This window comes from Salmonella sp. SAL04214 (assembly GCF_046550615.1).
In the GTDB taxonomy this organism is placed as follows: Bacteria; Pseudomonadota; Gammaproteobacteria; order Enterobacterales; family Enterobacteriaceae; genus Salmonella; species Salmonella enterica.
Genome location: NZ_JBGDXT010000018.1, coordinates 1 through 19,985, shown reverse-complemented (window position 1 = coordinate 19,985; position 19,985 = coordinate 1). Strand labels below are relative to the sequence as shown.

At 56.0% G+C, this 19,985-nt stretch carries 19 protein-coding genes; 3 read left to right on the top strand and 16 right to left on the bottom strand.

Going from position 1 to position 19,985, the window contains the following annotated elements; genetic code table 11:
- Window positions 1-5 precede the first annotated feature (5 nt).
- From eutA to maeB, 13 genes are all read right to left on the bottom strand, one after another.
- Window positions 6-1,409 (bottom strand): ethanolamine ammonia-lyase reactivating factor EutA, encoded by a 1,404-nt coding sequence (gene eutA, locus ACLJQD_RS22135; protein ID WP_017441393.1) that lies wholly within the window; start codon window positions 1,407-1,409, stop codon window positions 6-8.
- Window positions 1,406-2,632, bottom strand: coding sequence for an ethanolamine utilization protein EutH (gene eutH / locus ACLJQD_RS22130; RefSeq protein ID WP_000512359.1), 1,227 nt, complete (start codon window positions 2,630-2,632; stop codon window positions 1,406-1,408). The genes eutA and eutH overlap by 4 nt, the downstream gene beginning before the upstream one ends.
- A gap of 119 nt (window positions 2,633-2,751) precedes the next feature.
- Complete coding sequence (eutG, locus tag ACLJQD_RS22125; protein WP_001147501.1) at window positions 2,752-3,939, bottom strand: ethanolamine utilization ethanol dehydrogenase EutG; 1,188 nt, start codon at window positions 3,937-3,939, stop codon at window positions 2,752-2,754.
- Window positions 3,929-4,768: an ethanolamine utilization protein EutJ gene (gene eutJ / locus ACLJQD_RS22120; protein WP_017441392.1), complete on the bottom strand. Its 840-nt coding sequence runs from the start codon at window positions 4,766-4,768 to the stop codon at window positions 3,929-3,931. The genes eutG and eutJ overlap by 11 nt, the downstream gene beginning before the upstream one ends.
- 10 nt (window positions 4,769-4,778) lie before the next feature.
- Window positions 4,779-6,182, bottom strand: coding sequence for an aldehyde dehydrogenase family protein (locus ACLJQD_RS22115; RefSeq protein WP_017441391.1), 1,404 nt, complete (start codon window positions 6,180-6,182; stop codon window positions 4,779-4,781).
- An 11-nt stretch (window positions 6,183-6,193) separates the two neighbouring features.
- Window positions 6,194-6,481, bottom strand: a complete 288-nt coding sequence (gene eutN, locus ACLJQD_RS22110) for an ethanolamine utilization microcompartment protein EutN (RefSeq protein ID WP_001522340.1) — start codon at window positions 6,479-6,481, stop codon at window positions 6,194-6,196.
- Between the two features lie 112 nt (window positions 6,482-6,593).
- Window positions 6,594-6,884 (bottom strand): ethanolamine utilization microcompartment protein EutM, encoded by a 291-nt coding sequence (eutM, locus tag ACLJQD_RS22105; protein WP_000387716.1) that lies wholly within the window; start codon window positions 6,882-6,884, stop codon window positions 6,594-6,596.
- A 40-nt stretch (window positions 6,885-6,924) separates the two neighbouring features.
- Window positions 6,925-7,941: a phosphate acetyltransferase gene (gene pta, locus ACLJQD_RS22100; RefSeq protein WP_000582927.1), complete on the bottom strand. Its 1,017-nt coding sequence runs from the start codon at window positions 7,939-7,941 to the stop codon at window positions 6,925-6,927.
- A complete protein-coding gene (gene eutT / locus ACLJQD_RS22095; protein ID WP_017441390.1) occupies window positions 7,938-8,741 on the bottom strand; it encodes an ethanolamine utilization cob(I)yrinic acid a,c-diamide adenosyltransferase EutT in 804 nt (267 codons plus the stop codon). The genes pta and eutT overlap by 4 nt, the downstream gene beginning before the upstream one ends.
- A complete protein-coding gene (gene eutQ / locus ACLJQD_RS22090; RefSeq protein WP_000733867.1) occupies window positions 8,738-9,427 on the bottom strand; it encodes an ethanolamine utilization acetate kinase EutQ in 690 nt (229 codons plus the stop codon). The genes eutT and eutQ overlap by 4 nt, the downstream gene beginning before the upstream one ends.
- Window positions 9,405-9,884: an ethanolamine utilization acetate kinase EutP gene (gene eutP / locus ACLJQD_RS22085; protein ID WP_000820754.1), complete on the bottom strand. Its 480-nt coding sequence runs from the start codon at window positions 9,882-9,884 to the stop codon at window positions 9,405-9,407. Before eutP ends, eutQ begins: the two co-directional genes overlap by 23 nt.
- A gap of 12 nt (window positions 9,885-9,896) precedes the next feature.
- On the bottom strand, window positions 9,897-10,232 hold the full coding sequence (gene eutS, locus ACLJQD_RS22080) for an ethanolamine utilization microcompartment protein EutS (RefSeq protein ID WP_001031445.1): 336 nt from the start codon (window positions 10,230-10,232) through the stop codon (window positions 9,897-9,899).
- A gap of 417 nt (window positions 10,233-10,649) precedes the next feature.
- Entirely contained in the window at window positions 10,650-12,929 is a 2,280-nt protein-coding gene (maeB, locus tag ACLJQD_RS22075) for an NADP-dependent oxaloacetate-decarboxylating malate dehydrogenase (RefSeq protein WP_000344299.1), read from the bottom strand.
- Between the two features lie 271 nt (window positions 12,930-13,200).
- Here maeB and tal point away from each other — a divergent pair, with 271 nt between their 5' ends.
- Both tal and tkt read left to right on the top strand, forming a co-directional pair.
- On the top strand, window positions 13,201-14,151 hold the full coding sequence (tal, locus tag ACLJQD_RS22070) for a transaldolase (RefSeq protein WP_001072443.1): 951 nt from the start codon (window positions 13,201-13,203) through the stop codon (window positions 14,149-14,151).
- A 19-nt stretch (window positions 14,152-14,170) separates the two neighbouring features.
- Window positions 14,171-16,171, top strand: coding sequence for a transketolase (gene tkt / locus ACLJQD_RS22065; protein WP_017441389.1), 2,001 nt, complete (start codon window positions 14,171-14,173; stop codon window positions 16,169-16,171).
- Between the two features lie 62 nt (window positions 16,172-16,233).
- Here tkt and ACLJQD_RS22060 read toward each other — a convergent pair whose 3' ends face one another.
- From ACLJQD_RS22060 to nudK, 3 genes are all read right to left on the bottom strand, one after another.
- Window positions 16,234-16,464 (bottom strand): hypothetical protein, encoded by a 231-nt coding sequence (locus ACLJQD_RS22060; RefSeq protein WP_000700635.1) that lies wholly within the window; start codon window positions 16,462-16,464, stop codon window positions 16,234-16,236.
- A gap of 127 nt (window positions 16,465-16,591) precedes the next feature.
- Window positions 16,592-17,635, bottom strand: coding sequence for a DUF1176 domain-containing protein (locus tag ACLJQD_RS22055; protein WP_001270668.1), 1,044 nt, complete (start codon window positions 17,633-17,635; stop codon window positions 16,592-16,594).
- 124 nt (window positions 17,636-17,759) lie between these two features.
- Window positions 17,760-18,335 carry a GDP-mannose pyrophosphatase NudK gene (nudK, locus tag ACLJQD_RS22050; protein WP_017441388.1) on the bottom strand — a complete coding sequence of 192 codons (576 nt, stop codon included), beginning with the start codon at window positions 18,333-18,335 and terminating at the stop codon, window positions 17,760-17,762.
- 203 nt (window positions 18,336-18,538) lie between these two features.
- Between nudK and pbp4b the strand changes: the two genes are divergently transcribed.
- Window positions 18,539-19,837, top strand: a complete 1,299-nt coding sequence (gene pbp4b / locus ACLJQD_RS22045; RefSeq protein ID WP_017441387.1) for a penicillin binding protein PBP4B — start codon at window positions 18,539-18,541, stop codon at window positions 19,835-19,837.
- Window positions 19,838-19,985: the final 148 nt, after the last annotated feature.

The window sequence follows — 19,985 nt, the reverse complement described above, 5'->3', positions numbered from 1 at the left end:
TTCCCTCAGGAAGGAAATGCGAGTGATTTCACCGTCACCGGCACAACCGATCCGCCAAAAAGAGGCGTACCAATGTCGATATAGTCTCCCGCCCGCACGACCACCTCATCGATGACCGCCAGCGGAAGTTGCGGTAACTGTGGGCGCAATAACATGCCCAGCGCTTTACCAAAATCCTGCTCGGCCACCACCAGCAGGGGATGTGGATTGGGATAACGCGCGACAAAAGCCGTCAGCGCGTTGATGACCGTGAGTAATGCGGCGTAACGCACCGGAAGCGTGGCGGGAAGCGCCAGCACGTAAGCGTCGGTTTGCGGGTCGAGATCAAGCTGGAGAAGCGCCTGCCGCCAGGCGTTCACCAGATCGGCGTCATCCTGCGGGATCGCCACCGGCAGGTTGCGCAGCGGCAGTTGGACGTCTTCCAGCCAGATAGTACTGCCGGAAAGCGAGAGCGTATGGGCCCCCGCGCCAATCACCGTGGCGCGCACGGTTTGCGCCGGAAACTGCACGTTCATCTCGCGCAGACGCGGGTGCTCATGCAGCGCGGTCGCCAGCAGCGGCCCGATATCAGAAAAGCAGAACGGATCGGCAGGTTGGTTGCGGTAGCATTCACCTACCCCACCGGAAAGGGTGATCACCTCCGGCGTAATATCGGCGGGCAGCAGCCCGGTTTGCATCAGCGATTGCGCCAGCGGCGAGAGCGCGCCAGTGATAACCTCGACGATGAGATCCGCCATCCGCCGCGCCACCTGCCCCAACTGTGCGGCAGCTAAGGCGCGAGCATCAGTACCCGAACCGAACACCTCATTGATAATCATCTGCCCCGGCTGATGGGCATAAACCACGCGCCCCTGAGCATCGGTTTCCAGCAGGCGACCACCGACGTTAAGGCAGGCGGTACCGCTGACTTTTCCCGCGTCAAACAGCGCGTAGTTAGACGTGCCGCCGCCGATATCAATATTCAGCACCCGGCACATCCGCTGTTCAGACAGGCTTTGCGCTCCGGCGCCGTGACCGGCAATGACTGATTCCAGATGCGGCCCGGCGCTGGCGACCACAAAGTCGCCCAGCGACTGCGAGAGCGCCATGACCGCCGGACGGGCGTTGCGGGTTTTGGCGCTTTCGCCGGTGATAATGATAGCCCCGGAGTCCACCGATTCAGGCGCGATGCCTGCGGCCTGATACTGGGCCAGAATCAGCGCTTTAAGTTCGGCCTCTTTCAGACCGCCCTGCTTATCCACGGGCGTAAAGAAGACCGGGCTTTGCCAGCTAATGTCGCGTTTGATGAATTCGTAGCGCGGCACCTGCGACACCGCCGCACGGTTAACCAACTCCAGGCGCGAGAAGATCACCTGCGTGGTGGTGGTGCCGATATCGATACCGACGCTCAGTAGCTGGCGAGTGTTCACGATTGCGCCTCCGCTTCGGTTTTCACCTGGGCGGCGTCATCTTTCGGCACCAGCATCATCGCCACGCCAATCGCCGTCACGCCGCCGATCAGCTTGCCGACGATCATCGGGAAGATCATGGCGTTCATATTCGCGGCGGCGAAGCCTAAATGGTCGCCCAGCGCGAACGCCGCAGAGACGGCAAATGCGCAGTTAATCACTTTGCCGCGGGTATCCATCTGCTTCATCATGCCGAACATGGGGATATTGTTCGCCAGGGTCGCCACCATGCCTGCCGCCGCAATATTATTTACGTTCAGCAGCTTACCGACATTCATCAACGGTTTTTCAAACCAGCGGGTCAGTAACAGCACCATCGGATACGCGCCGAGCAGCACGCAGGAGATAGAGCCGATCACTTCAATGGCGCGCATCACTTCGCCGGGTTTGTCGCCTGGCGCCATAAAGATCGGGTCGAGTCCCGGAATCAACTCCCAACCCAACAGGAATTTAACCACCGCAGCCGCCAGACCGATGGTGATCAGCGCCACCAGAAATTTGGCGAAAATCTGGAAACCGTTGATCATTTTTTCCGGGATGAACTTCAGCCCCAGCGCTACCAGCACCGCGACGATCAATACCGGGATCATGTTCATCAGGATCAGCGCGAAGGTAAACTCCACTGGCTGACCATTGATCTGCACGCCTGAGTACATGGCGATCAGTCCCCCCGCAATGCAGCCAATGGGAATGGTGACGATACCCGCCAGTACGCCAAGCGCCAGGTAGCGGCGGTCAGACGGTTCGATAATGCCGAGCGCCACCGGAATGGAGAACACAATGGTCGGCCCCATCATCGACCCAAGTATTAACCCTGAGTATAGCCACGCCGCGACATCACCGCCGGCCAGCTCTTTGGCGAGGAAGAATCCGCCCATATCACAGGCCAGCAGCGTACCCGCGAACATGGATGGGTTCGCGCCCAGCATTTCGTATACCGGGATAATAACCGGCCCCAGTACATGCGCCAGCACCGGCGCCAGCGCGGTCATACCGACCATCGCCAGTCCCAGCGCGCCCATCGCCATAAAGCCCTCTTCAAACTGGCCGCCAGACCCCTCGATACTCTTGCCGAATTTACCGAGGAAGCGCGCCGACCCGCCGAACTGCGACAGGATTCTGTCCACGGCGGCAATCAGCATAAAGAACATCATGATGTACATGATGATTTCGTTAATTCCCATAGCCCTTACTCCCTGCCATTTATGATTTGTAGGCCGGATAAGACGTTTACGTCGCCTCCGGCATTAACGCCGTGTTATTGCCGGATGGCGGTGTGAGCACCTTATCCGGCCTACAGGCATTACCCGGCAGCCGCGTACAGGTCGATAATCTGTGCCTGTGTGGCGGTGCGTGGGTTACTGCGCAGACAAATATCCTCCAGCGCGGCTTGCGCCCATGCGCTGTAGTGTTCGGGTTTGGCGCCAGCGTCAGCCAGCCGTTTGCTCTGCCCTACTTCGGCAATCAGCTCGCTCACCGCCGCAATCGCATCGCGATCGTCCGATTTCTTATTGGTTAACGCCCGACCGATTTGACTGAAGCGCTCGCGGCATACCATCCGGTTAAAGCCCATGACCGTTGGCAGCAGCATGGCGTTGGCCTGGCCGTGCGGAATATGCAGCGCCGCCCCTGGCTGGTGCGCCATCGCATGACACAGCCCCAGACCAGCGCTGGAAAAAGCCATTCCCGCCATACAGGAGGCCAGTAACATATTTTCACGCGCCGCCAGATCGTGGCCGTAACCCACGGCTTTCGGCAGCGATTTGCCAATCATCGCTATCGCGCCAATCGCCAGGCTGTCGGTAAACGGCGTGGCGTTGAGCGCGCTGTAGGCCTCAATCGCATGCGTCAACGCATCGATACCGGTCATTGCCGTCACGTTTGGCGGAACGCCTTCGGTCACGGCAGCATCAAGAATCGCCACGTCCGGCATTAGTGACGCGTGCGCTAGTACCTGCTTGCGCCCGCTGACCGCGTCGATAATCACCGTTACGTTGGTGGTTTCAGAACCGGTTCCGGCGGTGGTCGGCACCGCAATCAGCGGCAGACGCGGGCGTAATGTACTGTGCTCGGTCATGGCGCTCAGCGTCTGGTCAGGGTTAGTCACCAGCAGGGCGACCGCTTTCGCCGCGTCCAGCACCGAACCGCCGCCAAAGGCCACTACGCCGTCGCACGCCGCCTCACGCAGTTGCGCCACCGCCGCGCAGACATCGGTGATGCACGGCTCGCCTGGCGGACACGGCCAGACCGTCATCGCCACGCCTTTCATCGCCAGGCTGCGTGCCAGCGGCGCGGTCATTCCCGCCTGATGCAGGAAGCTGTCGACCATCACAAACAAATGGCTTACGCCCCGCGCTTGCGCTTCCTGCCCGCAGGCGCCGAGCGCCCCAAGCCCGCACAGCGTGACCGGCGGTACGCTGAACGTTTTCACCCGTTGCAGATTCAGTGTGTCGAATGCCTGAAACAGCGCCGTCTGTAGTTCAGCTTGCATAGAGTCCCTCCGCTTTCGCTCTCCCGCTGTTAGCTATCGCCAGCGGGGTCATAAACAGGCTGTGCTGCGGTAAATGCACCTGTAACTCCGGGAAACGCTGGCGAAATAACGCCTCCACGCCCGGCTGCATACAGGAACCGCCCGCCAGCCATAAATCAGCAATTCCTTGCCCTTCAATATGGCAAGCGACGATCTCCGCCATCTTTTCGTACACTGGCTTCACTACCGGCCAAATCTCCTGCGCATTGCTGCGCTTGTACTGTTCCGCCTCTTCCAGGGGAATACGGCGGTTGCCCGCCAGCGTCAGGGAGATATGGTGCCCGCCAGTGGCTTCATCGGCGGAGTAAGTCACCTTGCCCTGTTTGACGATGGCAATGCCGGTAGTGCCGCCGCCAATATCCACCACGCCTGCATTATCAAGCGCCAGCAGATCCGCCACCGCCGTCGGTTCATCCAGTACGTGGCTGACTTCTAACCCGGCAGACTCCAGCACGTTGATCGAAATACGCGGGTCGGTGCCCGGCGGGAACGAGGTCGCCGCGTGGGTAAAGCGGCAGCCGAGCTGCTGTTCAAGGGTGTCGAGATGGCGGCGCACGAGGGTGACGGCGCCGAAGAAATCCCAGACGATGCCGTCACGCACAACGTCGGCCCAGTCAAGGCACACCGCCACCGGCTGGGCGTTGCCGTCGACCACCATCGACACCACGTCGCAGGTGCCCAAATCGACGCCCAGCCACAGCGGTGTATCGCTGGCGGCGGGCGTCTGGTTACACAGAGCCGCCGCTTTTTGCAGTCTTGGGGTGAGCCAGAGTTGTTCGTCGTGCGCCATGAGTCATCCCTTATACAATGCGAAACGCATCCACCAGCACGCATCGACGCAGCCGCACAAAGGTACGCGCGCTGGTCACCCCTTCGCCGGTTGGCGTAGTGATAGTCATGGTGGTCCAGCCTTCTCCGCCCAATCCAAGCCCGGCAATGCACGGCCCGTTTTTGACGAAAATGCTGGTGTCGATGGCGTTCGCCATCTGGTTCATGTTGTCGATATTGCGCGAGTGCATCGCCGCCGTATGGTGGCAACCGCCTTCAAGCTGAACCGCCAGGGCGATGGCTTCTTCGACGTTGGCGACCCGCACCACCGGCAGTACCGGCATCATCATTTCAGTGACGGCAAACGGATGGTTAGCTGGCGTTTCCACAAACAGCAGGCGCGTTTGATCCGGGACGTTCAGGCCGATGGCTGCGGCGATCTTGCCCGCGTCACGACCGACCCAGTCACGGCTGACGGTGCCTTTGCCGCGCTCATCAATATTCTTCAGCAGCACCGGCTGGAGCTGTTCGGCCTGACCGGCGGTCAGTTTCACCGCGTGCTGACCTTCCATCAGACGCATCAGCTCGTCGGCGACGCTATCCACCACAATCAGCACTTTTTCGTCGGCGCAGATGATGTTGTTATCAAACGACGCGCCTTTGACGATGGATTGTGCAGCGCGCGGCAGGTCGGCGGTCTCATCCACCACCACCGGGGGATTGCCGGCACCAGCGGCAATCAGGCGTTTATTAGTATGTTTGCGCGCCGCGTCCACCACCGCTTCGCCGCCAGTCACCACCAGCAGGCCAATACCGGGATACTTGAACAGCCGCTGGGCGGTTTCGATATCCGGGTTCGCCACGGTGACCAGCAAATTTTCCGGGCCACCGGCGGCGACCACCGCCTGATTGAGGAGGGTGATTGCCCGCTGAGAGACCTTTTTCGCCGCTGGATGCGGAGCAAACACAACGCTGTTGCCTGCGGCAATCAGGCTGATGGCGTTATTAATCACCGTCGCCGCCGGATTGGTGGACGGCGTGACCGAGGCCACCACGCCCCACGGCGCATTTTCAATCAGCGTCAGGCCGTTATCGCCGGTCAGCACCTGCGGAGATAAACACTCGACGCCCGGCGTGCCGCGCGCCTGCGCCACGTTTTTAGCAAATTTATCGTCAACGCGTCCCATGCCGGTTTCGCTGACGGCAAGTTCCGCTAATTCTCGGGCGTGTTTTTCGCCCGCCTCGCGAATGGCATGAATGGCAAGCTGGCGCATCGCCACGCTCTTCAGCCCCTGCTGGGCCCGTTTTGCTGCCGCCACTGCGTCATCCAGGGAGGCAAAAACGCCCATCTCATGAACAGTGCTGGCCGGCTGGCTGCTGTCTTTCATTTTCAGCAGTACCGCTTTCACCACCTGTTCAATATCCTGTTGATTCATGATGTTCAGTCCTATTTATGGAAAACCACTTTCCCGCCAGCCACCACTTCATCGACGATGCCAATGACGCACAGATCGACCGGTGATAATTCGCTGCGATGCGCCTGGCGTGCGGAACTGCCGCTGACCAGCAGTACCCACTCTCCGGTTCCCGCCCCGATACTGTCGATAGCGACGGCACACTGCCCGTCGGGGTTGCCCTGGGCATCGATCATTTCCACCATCAGCAATTTGTCATGCGCCAGTCCCTGATGGCGGACGGTACATACGATTTGTCCTGTGACGACTGCCAGTTTCATATCCGCCTCCATGGATTGCCCGTTGGGTCGTAGGCCTTGAATCTGCGCACCATCAGGCAATGGCGCGCATTCATGCCGGATGGCGACGCTGCGCGTCTTATCCGGCCTACCATCAAATGTTGCTGTCGCCTTTGAAGCTGATCGGGAACACTTCTTCCAGATCGCCGTGCGGGCGTGGAATCACGTGTACGGAGACCAGCTCGCCAATGCGCTGCGCCGCAGCGGCGCCAGCATCGGTTGCGGCTTTGCACGCCGCCACGTCGCCACGCACCATGGCCGTACACAGGCCACCGCCAATCTGCTTCACGCCGACCAGCTTCACGCGTGCGGCTTTTACCATCGCATCTGAGGCCTCAATAAGCGCAACCAGGCCCCGGGTTTCAATCATTCCTAATGCTTCCATCGTGTTTTCCTCTCATTAAAGGGGTCCAGAACGGGACCGTTCATTCAACCAGTGTGTGTAAGCTGCGTTCGCGGCTCACGTCAGCCTGGCGCGGCACGGCTGCCACCAACGCCAGTTCGATAATTTCCTGCACGCTACAGCCTCGGGAGAGGTCGTGAAGCGGCGCGGCAAGCCCCTGAATTAGCGGCCCAACAGCGCGATAGCCTCCCAGACGCTGAGCGATTTTGTAGCCAATATTGCCCGCCTCCAGCGACGGGAAAATCATCACGTTGGCGCGGCCTTGCAGCGGGCTGTCAGGCGCTTTTTGCGCGGCGACCTCCGGTACGAAAGCGGCGTCAAACTGCAATTCACCGTCCACAAGCAGTTGCGGCGCACGTTCGCGAACGAGCTCTGTCGCCTGCTGCACGTTGGCAACATTGGGGTGACGGGCGCTGCCGTTGCTTGAAAATGACAGCATCGCCACGCGCGGCTCTTCGCCGGTAATAGCCCGCCAGGTGTCGGCGCTGGCGATAGCGATATCCGCCAGCTGCGCCGCCGTCGGCTGCGGCACTACGCTGCAATCGGCGAACCCTAATGCCGGGCCGGCATACTGCGGCAGCATCAGGAAAATAGACGACAATGTTTTGCACCCGGGTTGCAGGCCAATCACCCGCAGCCCTGCGCGCAGCACATTCGCCGTTGACGACAGGTTGCCTGCGATACACACATCAGCCTCACCGGCGCTCACCATGGCGGCAGCGAACATTAGCGGGTCGCTAAGCTTTTCCACTGCGTCCGGCGGCGTTTTTTCTCCGGCACGGGCAAGCCAGCGTTGCGCAAAACGCTGGCGCATACTCAGGTTGCTGTGTGGGTCGATGACCTGAATGCCATCCATCGCCATACGATGACTCAGGGCAAACTGACGCAGCGCAAACGGACTGGCGACCAGAACGGGGCGAGCCAGACCGTACTGTTGCAGGTAATGCGCCGCTTTCAGCACGCGTTCGTCCAGCGCATCGGGAAAGACGACTCTGGCGGGGGCGCGTACCGCCAGTTCGCGGGCGCGTTCAATGATCATGGCTTCTCTCCCAACCGTTGTTGAATTTGGGCGACCGTCAGCGGATGTTTCGCCACGCTCAAAATCATCATCACGTAAACCGTGCTGGAGAGACGGTTCAGCGCCTGTAAAATGTCCGGGCGCAAGACCTCAAAACTACGGGTAATAAACACTTGTGCGGCGAGGATTTCCGTTTCGCGGACCTTGGTTCGCAGGAGATTAAGCAGCGCCGCATCGCGACCGTGGCTGGCCTCCGGCACCAGGTGATCGTGGTCGAGATAGCGCAGCGGCTGGTGGGAAAGCCGATGCAGCTCATCCTCGTTCAGCCCGACGATAGACTGCGCCGCCAGCGGCTCATCTATAGCGTCGGCGCGCATAATGTTGCCCAGCCGCGAACGGATATCGAAAAGCCACGGCTGCCAGGGTTCCGCCAGTTCGATTTGTAGCCACACGGTCAGCGCGATGGCGCTGTCGAGCACGGCGCGAAAGCCGAGGCGCGGGTCGCTTTTGGCGACCATTTTGTCCGCCGTCAGATGGGTCAGCGTATCGGGCTTTTTCACCACCGGCTGGCGGCACAGTTCACAGCAGGCCTGTGGGTGCGTATCGCTACTGGTTAAGCCATGTACCGGCTGCGGTTGCTGTTCGTCATCATCGACAAACAGCCGGCCTTGCTGATCCAGAAACTTAATGCGCAGGCGGCGGCTTTCCAGCAGTTCCCGGGCCGAGGGCGTCAGTCGTGCATCAGCGGGCAGATGGATCTCCGATCCTTCGCTGAGCGTGTGATTCGCTCTGAGCCACGTTTCGGTGATGAAATCGTTCATACGGATTGCCAGTTCGCAGGCCAGGCGACGTACAGAAAGCGCACGGACGTTGGCGTGCCAAATTCAATGCTGGAGCCTTTAGGGATGAACATCACATCTCCGGCTTTGGCAATCATGGTTTCGCCTTCATGACGTACGTGCAGTTCGCCCTCCAGCACCATGTCGATTTCGTCGTAGTTCAGCGTCCACGGGAAAAAGGCGTTGTCCCACTGCATAAACCCGGCGGCCATGCTGCTGCCATCCTGCTCTGTAACCAGATCGGTTAAGCCGACGCAGTGCGGTTCGGCACCGTCGAAGCGGCCAAATTTCACGCTGCTGCCGTCAATGACTTTCACGCCGCCTTTACCCGTGACGGAGGTAAAGCTCGGCTGCATCGTCCCCAGTTCCAGCGATTGCTTTTCCTTGAGCACTTTTTCCATCAACTGCGCCACCAGGCTTTCAGTAAACTGCCCTTCCGGGAGCTGCGCGATGATGGCTTCCCGAATGCGCTGGCTTTCGCTTTTACACGCCTGCGCCGATGTGGATGCCGGGACGGACTCGTCGCATTCGGTAATCGTGAAGCCCAGTAGTTCCGCCACTTCGCGAGCCTCCGGGGTAATAATGCTGGCGCGCAGCACTACCGACATCGCCTGTTCGCCGCGGGCGTGGGCCGCACGAATATCGTTAGCTGTGATAAGTTTTTTCACCTGCCTCTTCCTCCTGTTCACTGAGAGCCGCCAGATAATCCACCAACTGCCGCACGCTTTGCGGGTCGTGGCCGTTGAGCTCGAAAATCGGCTCCCGGAATCCAGTCTCGCAAAGCAACTGCCGCGTAGCGGCGACGTCGGCATCCGGCATGTCCGTTTTGCTGATAACGGCGATATGTCGTTTACGGGTTCCAACATCCAATAACCCGGCAGGTAAGCGACTTTCTTTATCGTTTGCCGCGTGGACATAAATCAGCGTGTCCACATCCTGCAACGTGGTAATTAAGGCGTGATACCAACGGGGATGGCTAAAATATTCACCCGGCGTATCGATATCGCCATGATCATTAAATTCCACGGCCTGCGTTTTTCTGGCGAGGGAATAATTTCCCCGTAACGCGTTAAAAAGCGTTGTCTTTCCGGCACCGACCGCGCCGACAAAAGCAATACGTTTCATTACCGCCACCAATTAACTTTTTGTTAACTCACACAGGGTAAAGTTTAATAATCGCCCCAGCCCGCTGACCGTCTGTAATAGCGCTTCTTCTACTGCGCCGACGGTGCCATAAATCACCAGCGCACCGCTAAATCTGTCGAGAAAACCGATGTGTACATCCGCAGCCTTCATCGCTAAATCGCCAGCGATCATCGCCGTTTCTCCCGGCGTTAAGGTCATAATGCCAATCGCGCCAGCATCGGGAACGCCGATCTTTTTCGCCAGTTCTTCACCAGGGTGCGCAATGAGATGCGCCAGCGTGACCTGTTTGCCCGGCACAAATTCCTGAATAATGCGTTCTTTATTCATTGCTCACCGTCTCCACTGAAACTGCCGTCATCGTGGCAATTTTTTGTCGGAGTAAATAACAAAATTCGGCAAGGTGATGTAAAAGGTGAGGTAGATCACTAAGAGAAAGAAAATAAAAGGGACTTCTGTCGAAGATGTTAACGATAAATATCGTGGTGCATCACATTTTCAGGCGTCATTCTGAATTTAAGCTTGTTCCGCAATAAATACCCACCGGCTATTCTTTGTATTACTATTATTGATAAAAATAATGCGTATCACTCGATTTGTGCATAGTACAGATTCAGTGAAATAAGTAGGGGTAACGCAATAGGTTCCAGAATATCCCCACCTGAGCCTTTCATACCATGGCGAAGCCCAGCGGCGCATAAAAAAAGCGCAGGAGAACCTGCGCCAGAAGAGAGAGTATATGCGTTATTAAAGCGGCGTGGTTTGCGCTTCAACTACCGCTAACGCCACCATATTCACGATACGACGTACAGAGGCGATCGGCGTTAATACATGTACCGGTTTAGACACGCCCATCAGGACCGGGCCGACCGTGACGCCTTCGGAACTGGAGACGCGGAGTAAGTTGTAACTAATGCGGGCGGCTTCCATATTCGGCATCACCAGAATATTGGCGGCTCCCTTCAGCGGGCTATCCGGCATCCGGTCATTACGAATACTTTCCACCAACGCCGCATCACCGTGCATCTCACCGTCAATCATCAGATCGGGCGCTCGTTCGCGTACCCGCTCAAGGGTTTCGCGCATTTTGCTGGCGGACAGCGAATTTGAGGAACCAAAGTTAGAGTGCGACAACAGCGCGACTTTCGGCTCAATACCAAAGCGGCGAACGGTTTCCGCCGCCATTACGGCGATCTCCGCCAACTGTTCCGGCGTGGGATCTTCGTTAACATAAGTATCGGCGATAAAAGTGTTGCCGCTTGGCAGCAGTAAGGCGTTCATCGCCCCTGCCGTATGCACGCCGTCACGGTAGCCAAAGACGGCTTTCACGACGCTGAAATGCTCATGGTAGTCGCCGATGGTGCCGCAGATCATCGCATCCGCTTCCCCACGCTGCACCATGATCGCGCCAATGGCCGTATGGTTGCCGATCATCGCACGCTGCGCCTGTTCCTGAGTTACCCCGCGACGCTTCATGATCTGGTAATACTCGCTCCAGTACTCTTTGAAGCGCGGATCGGATTCATTATTCACGATCTCGAAATCAACGCCCGCTTTGATCTGTAGCCCCAGTTTCTGGATACGCATTTCGATCACGCTCGGACGTCCGATCAGGATGGGTTTCGCCAGCCCCAGGGTGATCAACTCCTGGGTTGCGTGCAGCACGCGCGCCTCTTCCCCTTCCGGCAGCACTACACGCTTCGGATCTTTGCGTGCCTGCGAGAAGATCGGCTTCATGAACAGGTTGGTTTTGTAGACAAACTCGGTCAGTTTATCGATATAGGCATCAAAGTCAGCAATCGGGCGCGTCGCCACGCCGGAATCCATTGCCGCTTTCGCGACCGCCGGAGCGATTTTGACAATCAGACGCGGGTCAAACGGTTTCGGAATAATGTATTCCGGCCCAAAGCTCAGGTCCTGATCGCCATAGGCCGAGGCCACCACTTCGCTCTGTTCGGCATGCGCCAGCTCGGCAATCGCACGGACCGCCGCCAGTTTCATCTCTTCGTTGATCGCCGTCGCGCCGACGTCCAGTGCGCCGCGGAAGATAAACGGGAAGCACAATACGTTGTTCACCTGGTTCGGATAGTCGGAACGACCGGTACAGATAATGGCGTCCGGACGCACTTCTTTCGCCAGCGGCGGCAGAATTTCCGGTTCCGGGTTGGCCAGCGCCAGAATCATTGGCGCGCGGGCCATTTTCTTCACCATCTCCTGAGTCAGCACTTTCGGGCCTGAACAGCCGAGGAAAATATCCGCGCCGTCAATGACTTCATCCAGCGTGCGCTTGCCGCTGTCGTCTACCGCATAGGCCGCTTTGGTCTCCGCCATATTCGGCTCACGGCCTTTGTAAATAACGCCCTTAGAGTCGCACACCACGATGTTGTGCTTTTGCATCCCCAACGCGACCAGCAGGTTCATACAAGCGATTGCCGCCGCCCCTGCGCCGGAGACGACCATCCGCACGTCGGAAATATTTTTCTCTACGACTCGCAGGCCATTAAGAATGGCGGCCGTACTAATGATCGCCGTTCCGTGCTGATCGTCATGGAAAACCGGGATGTTCATGCGCTCGCGCAGTTTCTGCTCAATATAGAAACATTCCGGCGCTTTAATGTCTTCGAGGTTAATGCCGCCAAAGGTCGGCTCCAGCGCTGCGACCACATTGATAAATTTGTCCGGATCAAGCTCATCGACTTCAATGTCAAACACATCAATGCCGGCGAATTTTTTAAACAGAACGCCTTTGCCTTCCATGACCGGCTTGCCGGCCAGCGCGCCAATGTTGCCTAACCCCAGTACCGCTGTACCGTTGGAAATGACCGCGACAAGGTTGCCGCGCGCGGTGTATTTGTAGGCTGCCAGCGGATCTTTTTCGATTTCCAGGCAGGGCGCCGCCACGCCTGGCGAGTAAGCCAACGCCAGATCGCGTTGGGTAGCAAGGGGCTTAGTCGGAGAAACCTGAATTTTACCGGGTACCGGAAATTCGTGGAAATCAAGGGCGCTTTGTTTTAACTGCTCATCCATCTTGTTGTTCCTTTCACGTATCGTTCAAAAAGTGACGCGGCCTGGTGCGCCGCACATTATCACCGTACTGCGCAACACAAACTTTGAAGGTCTGCAAACTATCACGACGCGGCGCAAGAGTTTGTTATCAACTTATAACGGCCATGTTACCTGCTTATACCAGCAATACCATGCCTGTCTGCTATGCTTTTTGGTTATGTAGTGTATCAATCTTTCAGAAGTGTGAATCAACACACTCATCTAACACTTTACTTTTCAAGGAGTATTTCCTATGAACCAGCTAGACGGCATCAAACAATTCACTACCGTCGTCGCCGACAGCGGCGACATCGAGTCCATCCGCCACTACCAGCCGCAGGATGCCACAACAAATCCCTCTTTACTGCTGAAAGCCGCCGGGCTTGAGCAGTATGGTCATTTGATTGAGGATGCGATTGCCTGGGGAAAAAAACACGGCGGTACGCAGGAACAGCAGGTTGCGGCAGCCAGCGATAAACTGGCGGTCAATTTTGGCGCGGAAATACTGAAAAGTATTCCCGGTCGCGTCTCCACTGAAGTCGACGCGCGGTTATCGTTCGATAAAGAAAAAAGTATCGAGAAAGCGCGCCATCTGGTGGATCTCTACCAGCAGCAGGGTATTGATAAATCACGCATTCTGATCAAGCTCGCCGCAACCTGGGAAGGTATCCGCGCCGCCGGGCAGCTCGAAAAAGAGGGCATTAATTGCAACCTGACGTTGTTGTTCTCTTTTGCCCAGGCGCGCGCCTGCGCCGAAGCGGGCGTCTATTTGATCTCTCCGTTCGTGGGCCGAATTTACGACTGGTATCAGGCGCGTAGTCCGCTGGAGCCCTATGTCGTGGAGGAAGATCCCGGCGTGAAATCGGTACGCAATATCTACGATTACTTTAAACAGCATCGCTATGAAACCATCGTGATGGGCGCAAGTTTCCGCCGTACTGAGCAAATCCTCGCGCTAACCGGCTGCGATCGACTGACTATCTCCCCTAACCTGCTTAAAGAGCTGAAAGAAAAAGAAGAACCGGTGATCCGTAAACTGGTGCCTTCCTCGCAGATGTTCCACCGTCCTACGCCAATGACGGAAGCGGAGTTCCGCTGGGAACATAATCAGGACGCGATGGCCGTAGAGAAGCTGTCGGAAGGTATCCGTCTTTTTGCCGTTGACCAGCGCAAACTGGAAGACCTGCTTGCCGCCAAACTATAAACCTTGCATGGAGTGATTTATGTCCCGTAAAGACCTTGCCAATGCGATTCGTGCGCTGAGCATGGATGCCGTTCAAAAAGCCAATTCCGGGCACCCCGGCGCGCCGATGGGGATGGCGGATATCGCTGAAGTGCTATGGAACGATTTTCTTAAACATAACCCCACCGATCCGACCTGGTATGACCGTGACCGTTTTATCCTTTCCAACGGTCACGCCTCCATGCTGCTCTATAGTCTGCTGCATTTAACCGGTTATGACCTGCCGCTGGAGGAGTTAAAAAACTTCCGTCAACTGCACTCTAAAACGCCTGGTCACCCGGAGATTGGCTATACGCCCGGCGTTGAAACCACCACCGGGCCGCTGGGCCAGGGGCTGGCGAATGCCGTCGGGCTGGCGATTGCCGAGCGTACGTTAGGCGCACAGTTCAACCGGCCGGACCATGAGATTGTCGACCACTACACCTATGTCTTTATGGGCGACGGCTGTCTGATGGAGGGGATCTCGCATGAGGTGTGTTCGCTGGCTGGTACGCTGGGACTGGGCAAACTGATCGGCTTTTATGATCACAACGGCATCTCCATTGATGGCGAAACCGAAGGCTGGTTTACCGACGATACCGCCAAACGTTTTGAAGCCTACCACTGGCATGTCGTGCATGACATTGACGGGCACGATCCGGAGGCGGTGAAAAAAGCCATTCTGGAAGCCCAGAGCGTAAAAGACAAACCTTCGCTAATTATCTGTCGGACGGTGATAGGTTTTGGCTCGCCGAATAAAGCCGGGAAGGAGGAGTCGCACGGCGCGGCGCTGGGCGAAGAAGAGGTGGCGCTGACCCGCCAGAAGCTGGGATGGCATCATCCGGCGTTTGAGATCCCAAAAGAAATTTACCGCGCGTGGGATGGCCGTGAAAAAGGTGAGAAAGCGCAGCAGCAGTGGCAGGAAAAGTTTGCTGCTTATGAGAAGGCTTATCCTGAGCTGGCCGCAGAGTTTACCCGCCGGATGAACGGCGGACTGCCGGAGACATGGGAATCCGCCACGCAAAAATTTATTAACGACTTGCTGGCTAATCCGGCCAAAATCGCCACCCGTAAAGCATCGCAAAATACGCTCAATGCCTACGGTCCCCTGTTGCCGGAACTGTTGGGCGGATCGGCGGATCTGGCGCCGAGCAACCTGACTATCTGGAAAGGTTCGACCTCGTTGAAAGAGGATCCGGCAGGTAATTACATCCACTATGGCGTGCGCGAATTCGGCATGACCGCCATTGCCAACGGCATCGCCCACCACGGCGGTTTTGTACCGTATACCGCCACGTTTCTGATGTTTGTCGAATATGCGCGTAACGCGGCGCGTATGGCGGCCTTAATGAAAGCCCGGCAGATTATGGTCTATACCCACGACTCCATCGGTTTGGGCGAAGATGGCCCGACGCACCAGGCCGTGGAACAACTGGCGAGCCTGCGCTTAACGCCAAACTTCAGCACCTGGCGTCCCTGCGATCAGGTTGAGGCGGCGGTCGGCTGGAAGCTGGCCATTGAACGTCAGCACGGGCCGACGGCGCTGATTCTCTCGCGGCAGAATCTGGCGCAGGTGGAACGCACGCCGGAACAGGTGAAAGCGATTGCCCGCGGCGGTTATATTCTGAAAGATAGCGGCGGCAAGCCGGATATCATTCTGATCGCTACCGGATCGGAAATGGAAATTACCCTCCAGGCGGCGGAAAAATTGACTGGCGAGGGGCATAACGTTCGGGTGGTGTCGTTGCCTTCAACGGATATTTTCGATGCGCAGGACGAGGCATATCGCGAATCAGTGCTACCGGCGCACGTAACCGCCCGCGTCGCGGTGGAGGCCGGTATAGCCGACTACTGGTATAAATATGTTGGCCTAAAAGGCGCAATTATCGGCATGACGGGATACGGTGAATCCGCTCCGGCTGACAAACTGTTCCCGTATTTTGGCTTTACCGTGGAAAATATTGTAGAAAAAGCCCGCCGGGTGCTGAACATCAAAGGCTAAGGCGAGCGTTAGCAACACAGACTTTGCGCAGTCTGCAGACCTGTTCTGTAGGCTGTGCAAAATTACTTCGTAGACTCAGGCGCATCTGACTGCCCGATGACGACCTCATCAATGGATTTATGGCACATCAGGCAAAAGGCCTTTTTTTTATGCGCCTGTAATGTTGAATCCCACGCCGCTGATCCGCCTTCTTTATTCACTTTTTCTCTTATCGCCGCCAGCCGATCTATTTCATAATAAGCGCTCAGGCAGCCACAATGGGGGCATAATACGGGGCCATTATTTATTTTCATACTATTTCCTGCTGTGGTGAGGCTATCGGGTAAAGTAACAATCCTACCGTAACGTAGCAATCTCTATACCATAAATGAAACCTCAATAGGTGTATCCCTATTCTGAAAAGGGGATAACAACCAGGATTCAACGCGTGATCCATAGCGTAGGCCAGGCATCCGGCCCGTGCCAGTTATCGCAGCTCGGTTCTTCGGCATAACGTACCAGACGAAAACGATCGCCATCATAACGCCAGCGCGTCTGGATACCGCAGTCGGTTAACCCCCGCCCTTTCGCCAACGTCACCAGCTCGCGCGTTTTCTCGTCAAAGAAGGCGTTCATCAACTCCATGTCATTACTTTCGACGCCGCGATTAAACGGCAGCCGCAAACGTACGGCGCGCGAGGCGAGCGTTTTTTTGCGTGAAACTACCCAGGCGAGATCAATAGTGTTATAGGCGCCGGCTTCGCAGTTAACAATCAATAACGCTTTATCATCCGTCAACGCGCTGACCTGCGTCTCACGACGCAGCGGGTCAAGCGAACAACGAATGCCGTTTACCCGCCATGCTGCGTAGTCCAGCAGATCGTCGCGTTCTTCCTCACTCAGCGGTACGGGCGTTGGATTAATCACGGCGATCCCCTTTAATGCCGGCGCCGGGGGCACGCTGAGCGGCGGTTCGTTTCCTTTTTCAATCCAGGCGGTTTCGCTACCCACACGTTTTTGTTGCGCGTCGATAAACAGTAATGCCGCTTTTAATCCCGCCAGCGAAAGCGTCTGAACGCCGTTTTTTAAGGTGATGGCCTGCGCATCCTGAATCGTCTGTAAAAATGCGGTGATGGTGGCAGGATCGCCGGTCATGAGATGCCAGGGCGACACGCGCCAGTGTGGACTGTTGAACGAAAGCGGTTTGCCATCCAGCAATAAGCGAGGCGCAATTGCGGCTTCTTTAGCGTCGGGCGGCGCCAAACCGCCGCGGTCGATACGCAGTACCGCATCGGTACGCGCCCCGGCGCTGCGGCTTAATGTCATCACCAGCCCATGATGTTCGCCAGTATTGCGCGCTACGCAAAAATTTTGGTTATTACAGGTGACCTGCCAGTCGGAAAAAGTCCGTTGCGCTGGCGCAGCCCACAGTAGCTGGACCGGCAACAGGCCAAACAGACAAAAAAGAATAACGCGGTAGCGCATGAACGGAACAACCCCAGATTCAGAACAACACAGCTAAGGCGGTATCTTCCTTGCGCGCCTCAGGGTTCTCAATCAGATTTATCGGATTGGTCTTTTTTGTGTAAAGAAATATATTTCTTTTTTTTCAGTCCATTAGATGAGATGTCTGTAAATAGTTAAGCAATAACACGGTCTTACCGTCCCGAATCTCGCCTGAGCGCACCATTTCCAGCGCCCGGGAAAACGGCAGTTCAAGCACCTCAATCTCTTCGTCCTCCACGCCGCCGCCGATGCTGGCACGCTCGCTTTCATGATATTCGGCAATGAAGAAATGAATCAGCTCCGTGACGCCGCCTGGCGACATATAAAGCTCAAATATCTTGCGTACCTCACCAACGTCATACCCTGTCTCTTCAATGGCCTCTTTACGGATACAGACCTCCGGCTCGTCGTTATCAAGCAGGCCAGCGCAGGTTTCAATTAACATACCGTCTTGATTACCGTTGACCCATGTCGCCACGCGAAACTGGCGAACCAGAACCACGGTTTTTTTAGTTGAGTTGTAAAGCAGAATGGTTGCGCCATTCCCGCGATCGTAAACCTCACGCTTGTGACGGATAACCTCGCCATTACGACGGGTCAGGTCATAGGTAATGTTGCGCAGAGTGAAATAATTATCAGAAAGAATTTTATCCTTAATAAGCGTAATGGTTTGCGACATGCTGGCTCCAGGGTGTAAAAAGAGCATTAATATTACGCCGTGAGGCCGGTTTTGTCTGCTGAAGGGTTAATCCTTAATGCCAACTGAACGGACGTACAGCCATATTTTTCTGTCACTGCCATGACCATATTCTGCTTCTCCGGGCCGCAGAGTCCATGCTCGCGATATGATTTGACAGCCGGGGTGAGACTGAGGGAATCATCATGAAATTTACTCTCGTTGCGACGGTTCTACTGACGTTTTCCCTTTCAGCTTTTGCCGTTGAGTATCCGGTATTGACCACCGCGAGTCCTGATCAGGTGGGGTTTGATAGCCAAAAACTTCACCGACTTGATGGCTGGATTCAAAATCAAATTGATGCCGGATATCCCAGTATTAATCTTCTGGTGATAAAAGATAATCATATTGTTCTACAAAAAGCCTGGGGCTATGCCAAAAAATATGACGGTTCCACGCTGTTAGCCCATCCTATTCGGGCGACCACTAACACGATGTATGACCTGGCTTCAAACACAAAAATGTATGCCACTAACTTTGCATTGCAAAAACTGGTGTATGAAGGAAAAATAGATGTCAATGATTTGGTATCAAAATACATCCCCGGCTTTAAGGATATGCCTGGGGATAAAATAAAAGGCAAAGATAAACTCCGCATTATTGATATTCTTCATCACGTCGCGGGCTTTCCTGCCGACCCACAATATCCTAATAAAAACGTCGCCGGTAAATTATTCTCACAGAGTAAAATCACTACTCTGGAGATGATTAAAAAGACGCCGCTGGAATATCAACCTGGGTCAAAGCATATCTACAGCGACGTGGATTATATGATTCTTGGTTTTATCGTTGAATCGATAACGGCAATGCCATTAGATCGCTACGTCGAAACCACCATTTATAAACCGCTCGGATTAAAACATACCGTCTTTAACCCGCTGATGAAAGGCTTCACGCCGCCGCAAATCGCCGCAACGGAACTACACGGCAATACGCGTGGCGGCGTGATTCATTTCCCCAATATTCGCACCAATACACTATGGGGCCAGGTGCATGATGAAAAAGCCTGGTACTCAATGGGCGGCGTTTCAGGACACGCCGGACTGTTTTCTGACACCCATGATATGGCTGTGTTAATGCAAGTCATGCTCAATGGGGGCGGCTACGGTAACGTGAAGCTATTCGACGACAAAACGGTTGCGCAGTTTACTCGCCGCTCGCCAGAAGACGCTACCTTTGGTCTGGGGTGGCGCGTTAACGGCAACGCCTCAATGACCCCCACGTTCGGGGTATTAGCCAGTCCGCAAACGTATGGACATACCGGATGGACCGGAACGCTGACGTCTATCGATCCGGTTAATCATATGGCGATTGTGATTTTAGGTAACAGGCCGCACTCGCCGGTAGCAAATCCTAAAGTGAATCCGAATGTTTTTGTCAGTGGATTATTACCTGCGGCAACGTATGGCTGGATTGTTGACCAGATATATGGTTCCTTAAAATAAAAATTAAGAGCCTGTCCCACCAGGCGTTATTGACGCAGCCAGTTTGGACACGGACAGCGCGCAAAAACCGCAGCGTACACGTAGTACGTGAGGTTTGACTCGCTACGCTCGCCCTTCGGGCCGCCGCTAGCGGCGTTCAAAACGCTAA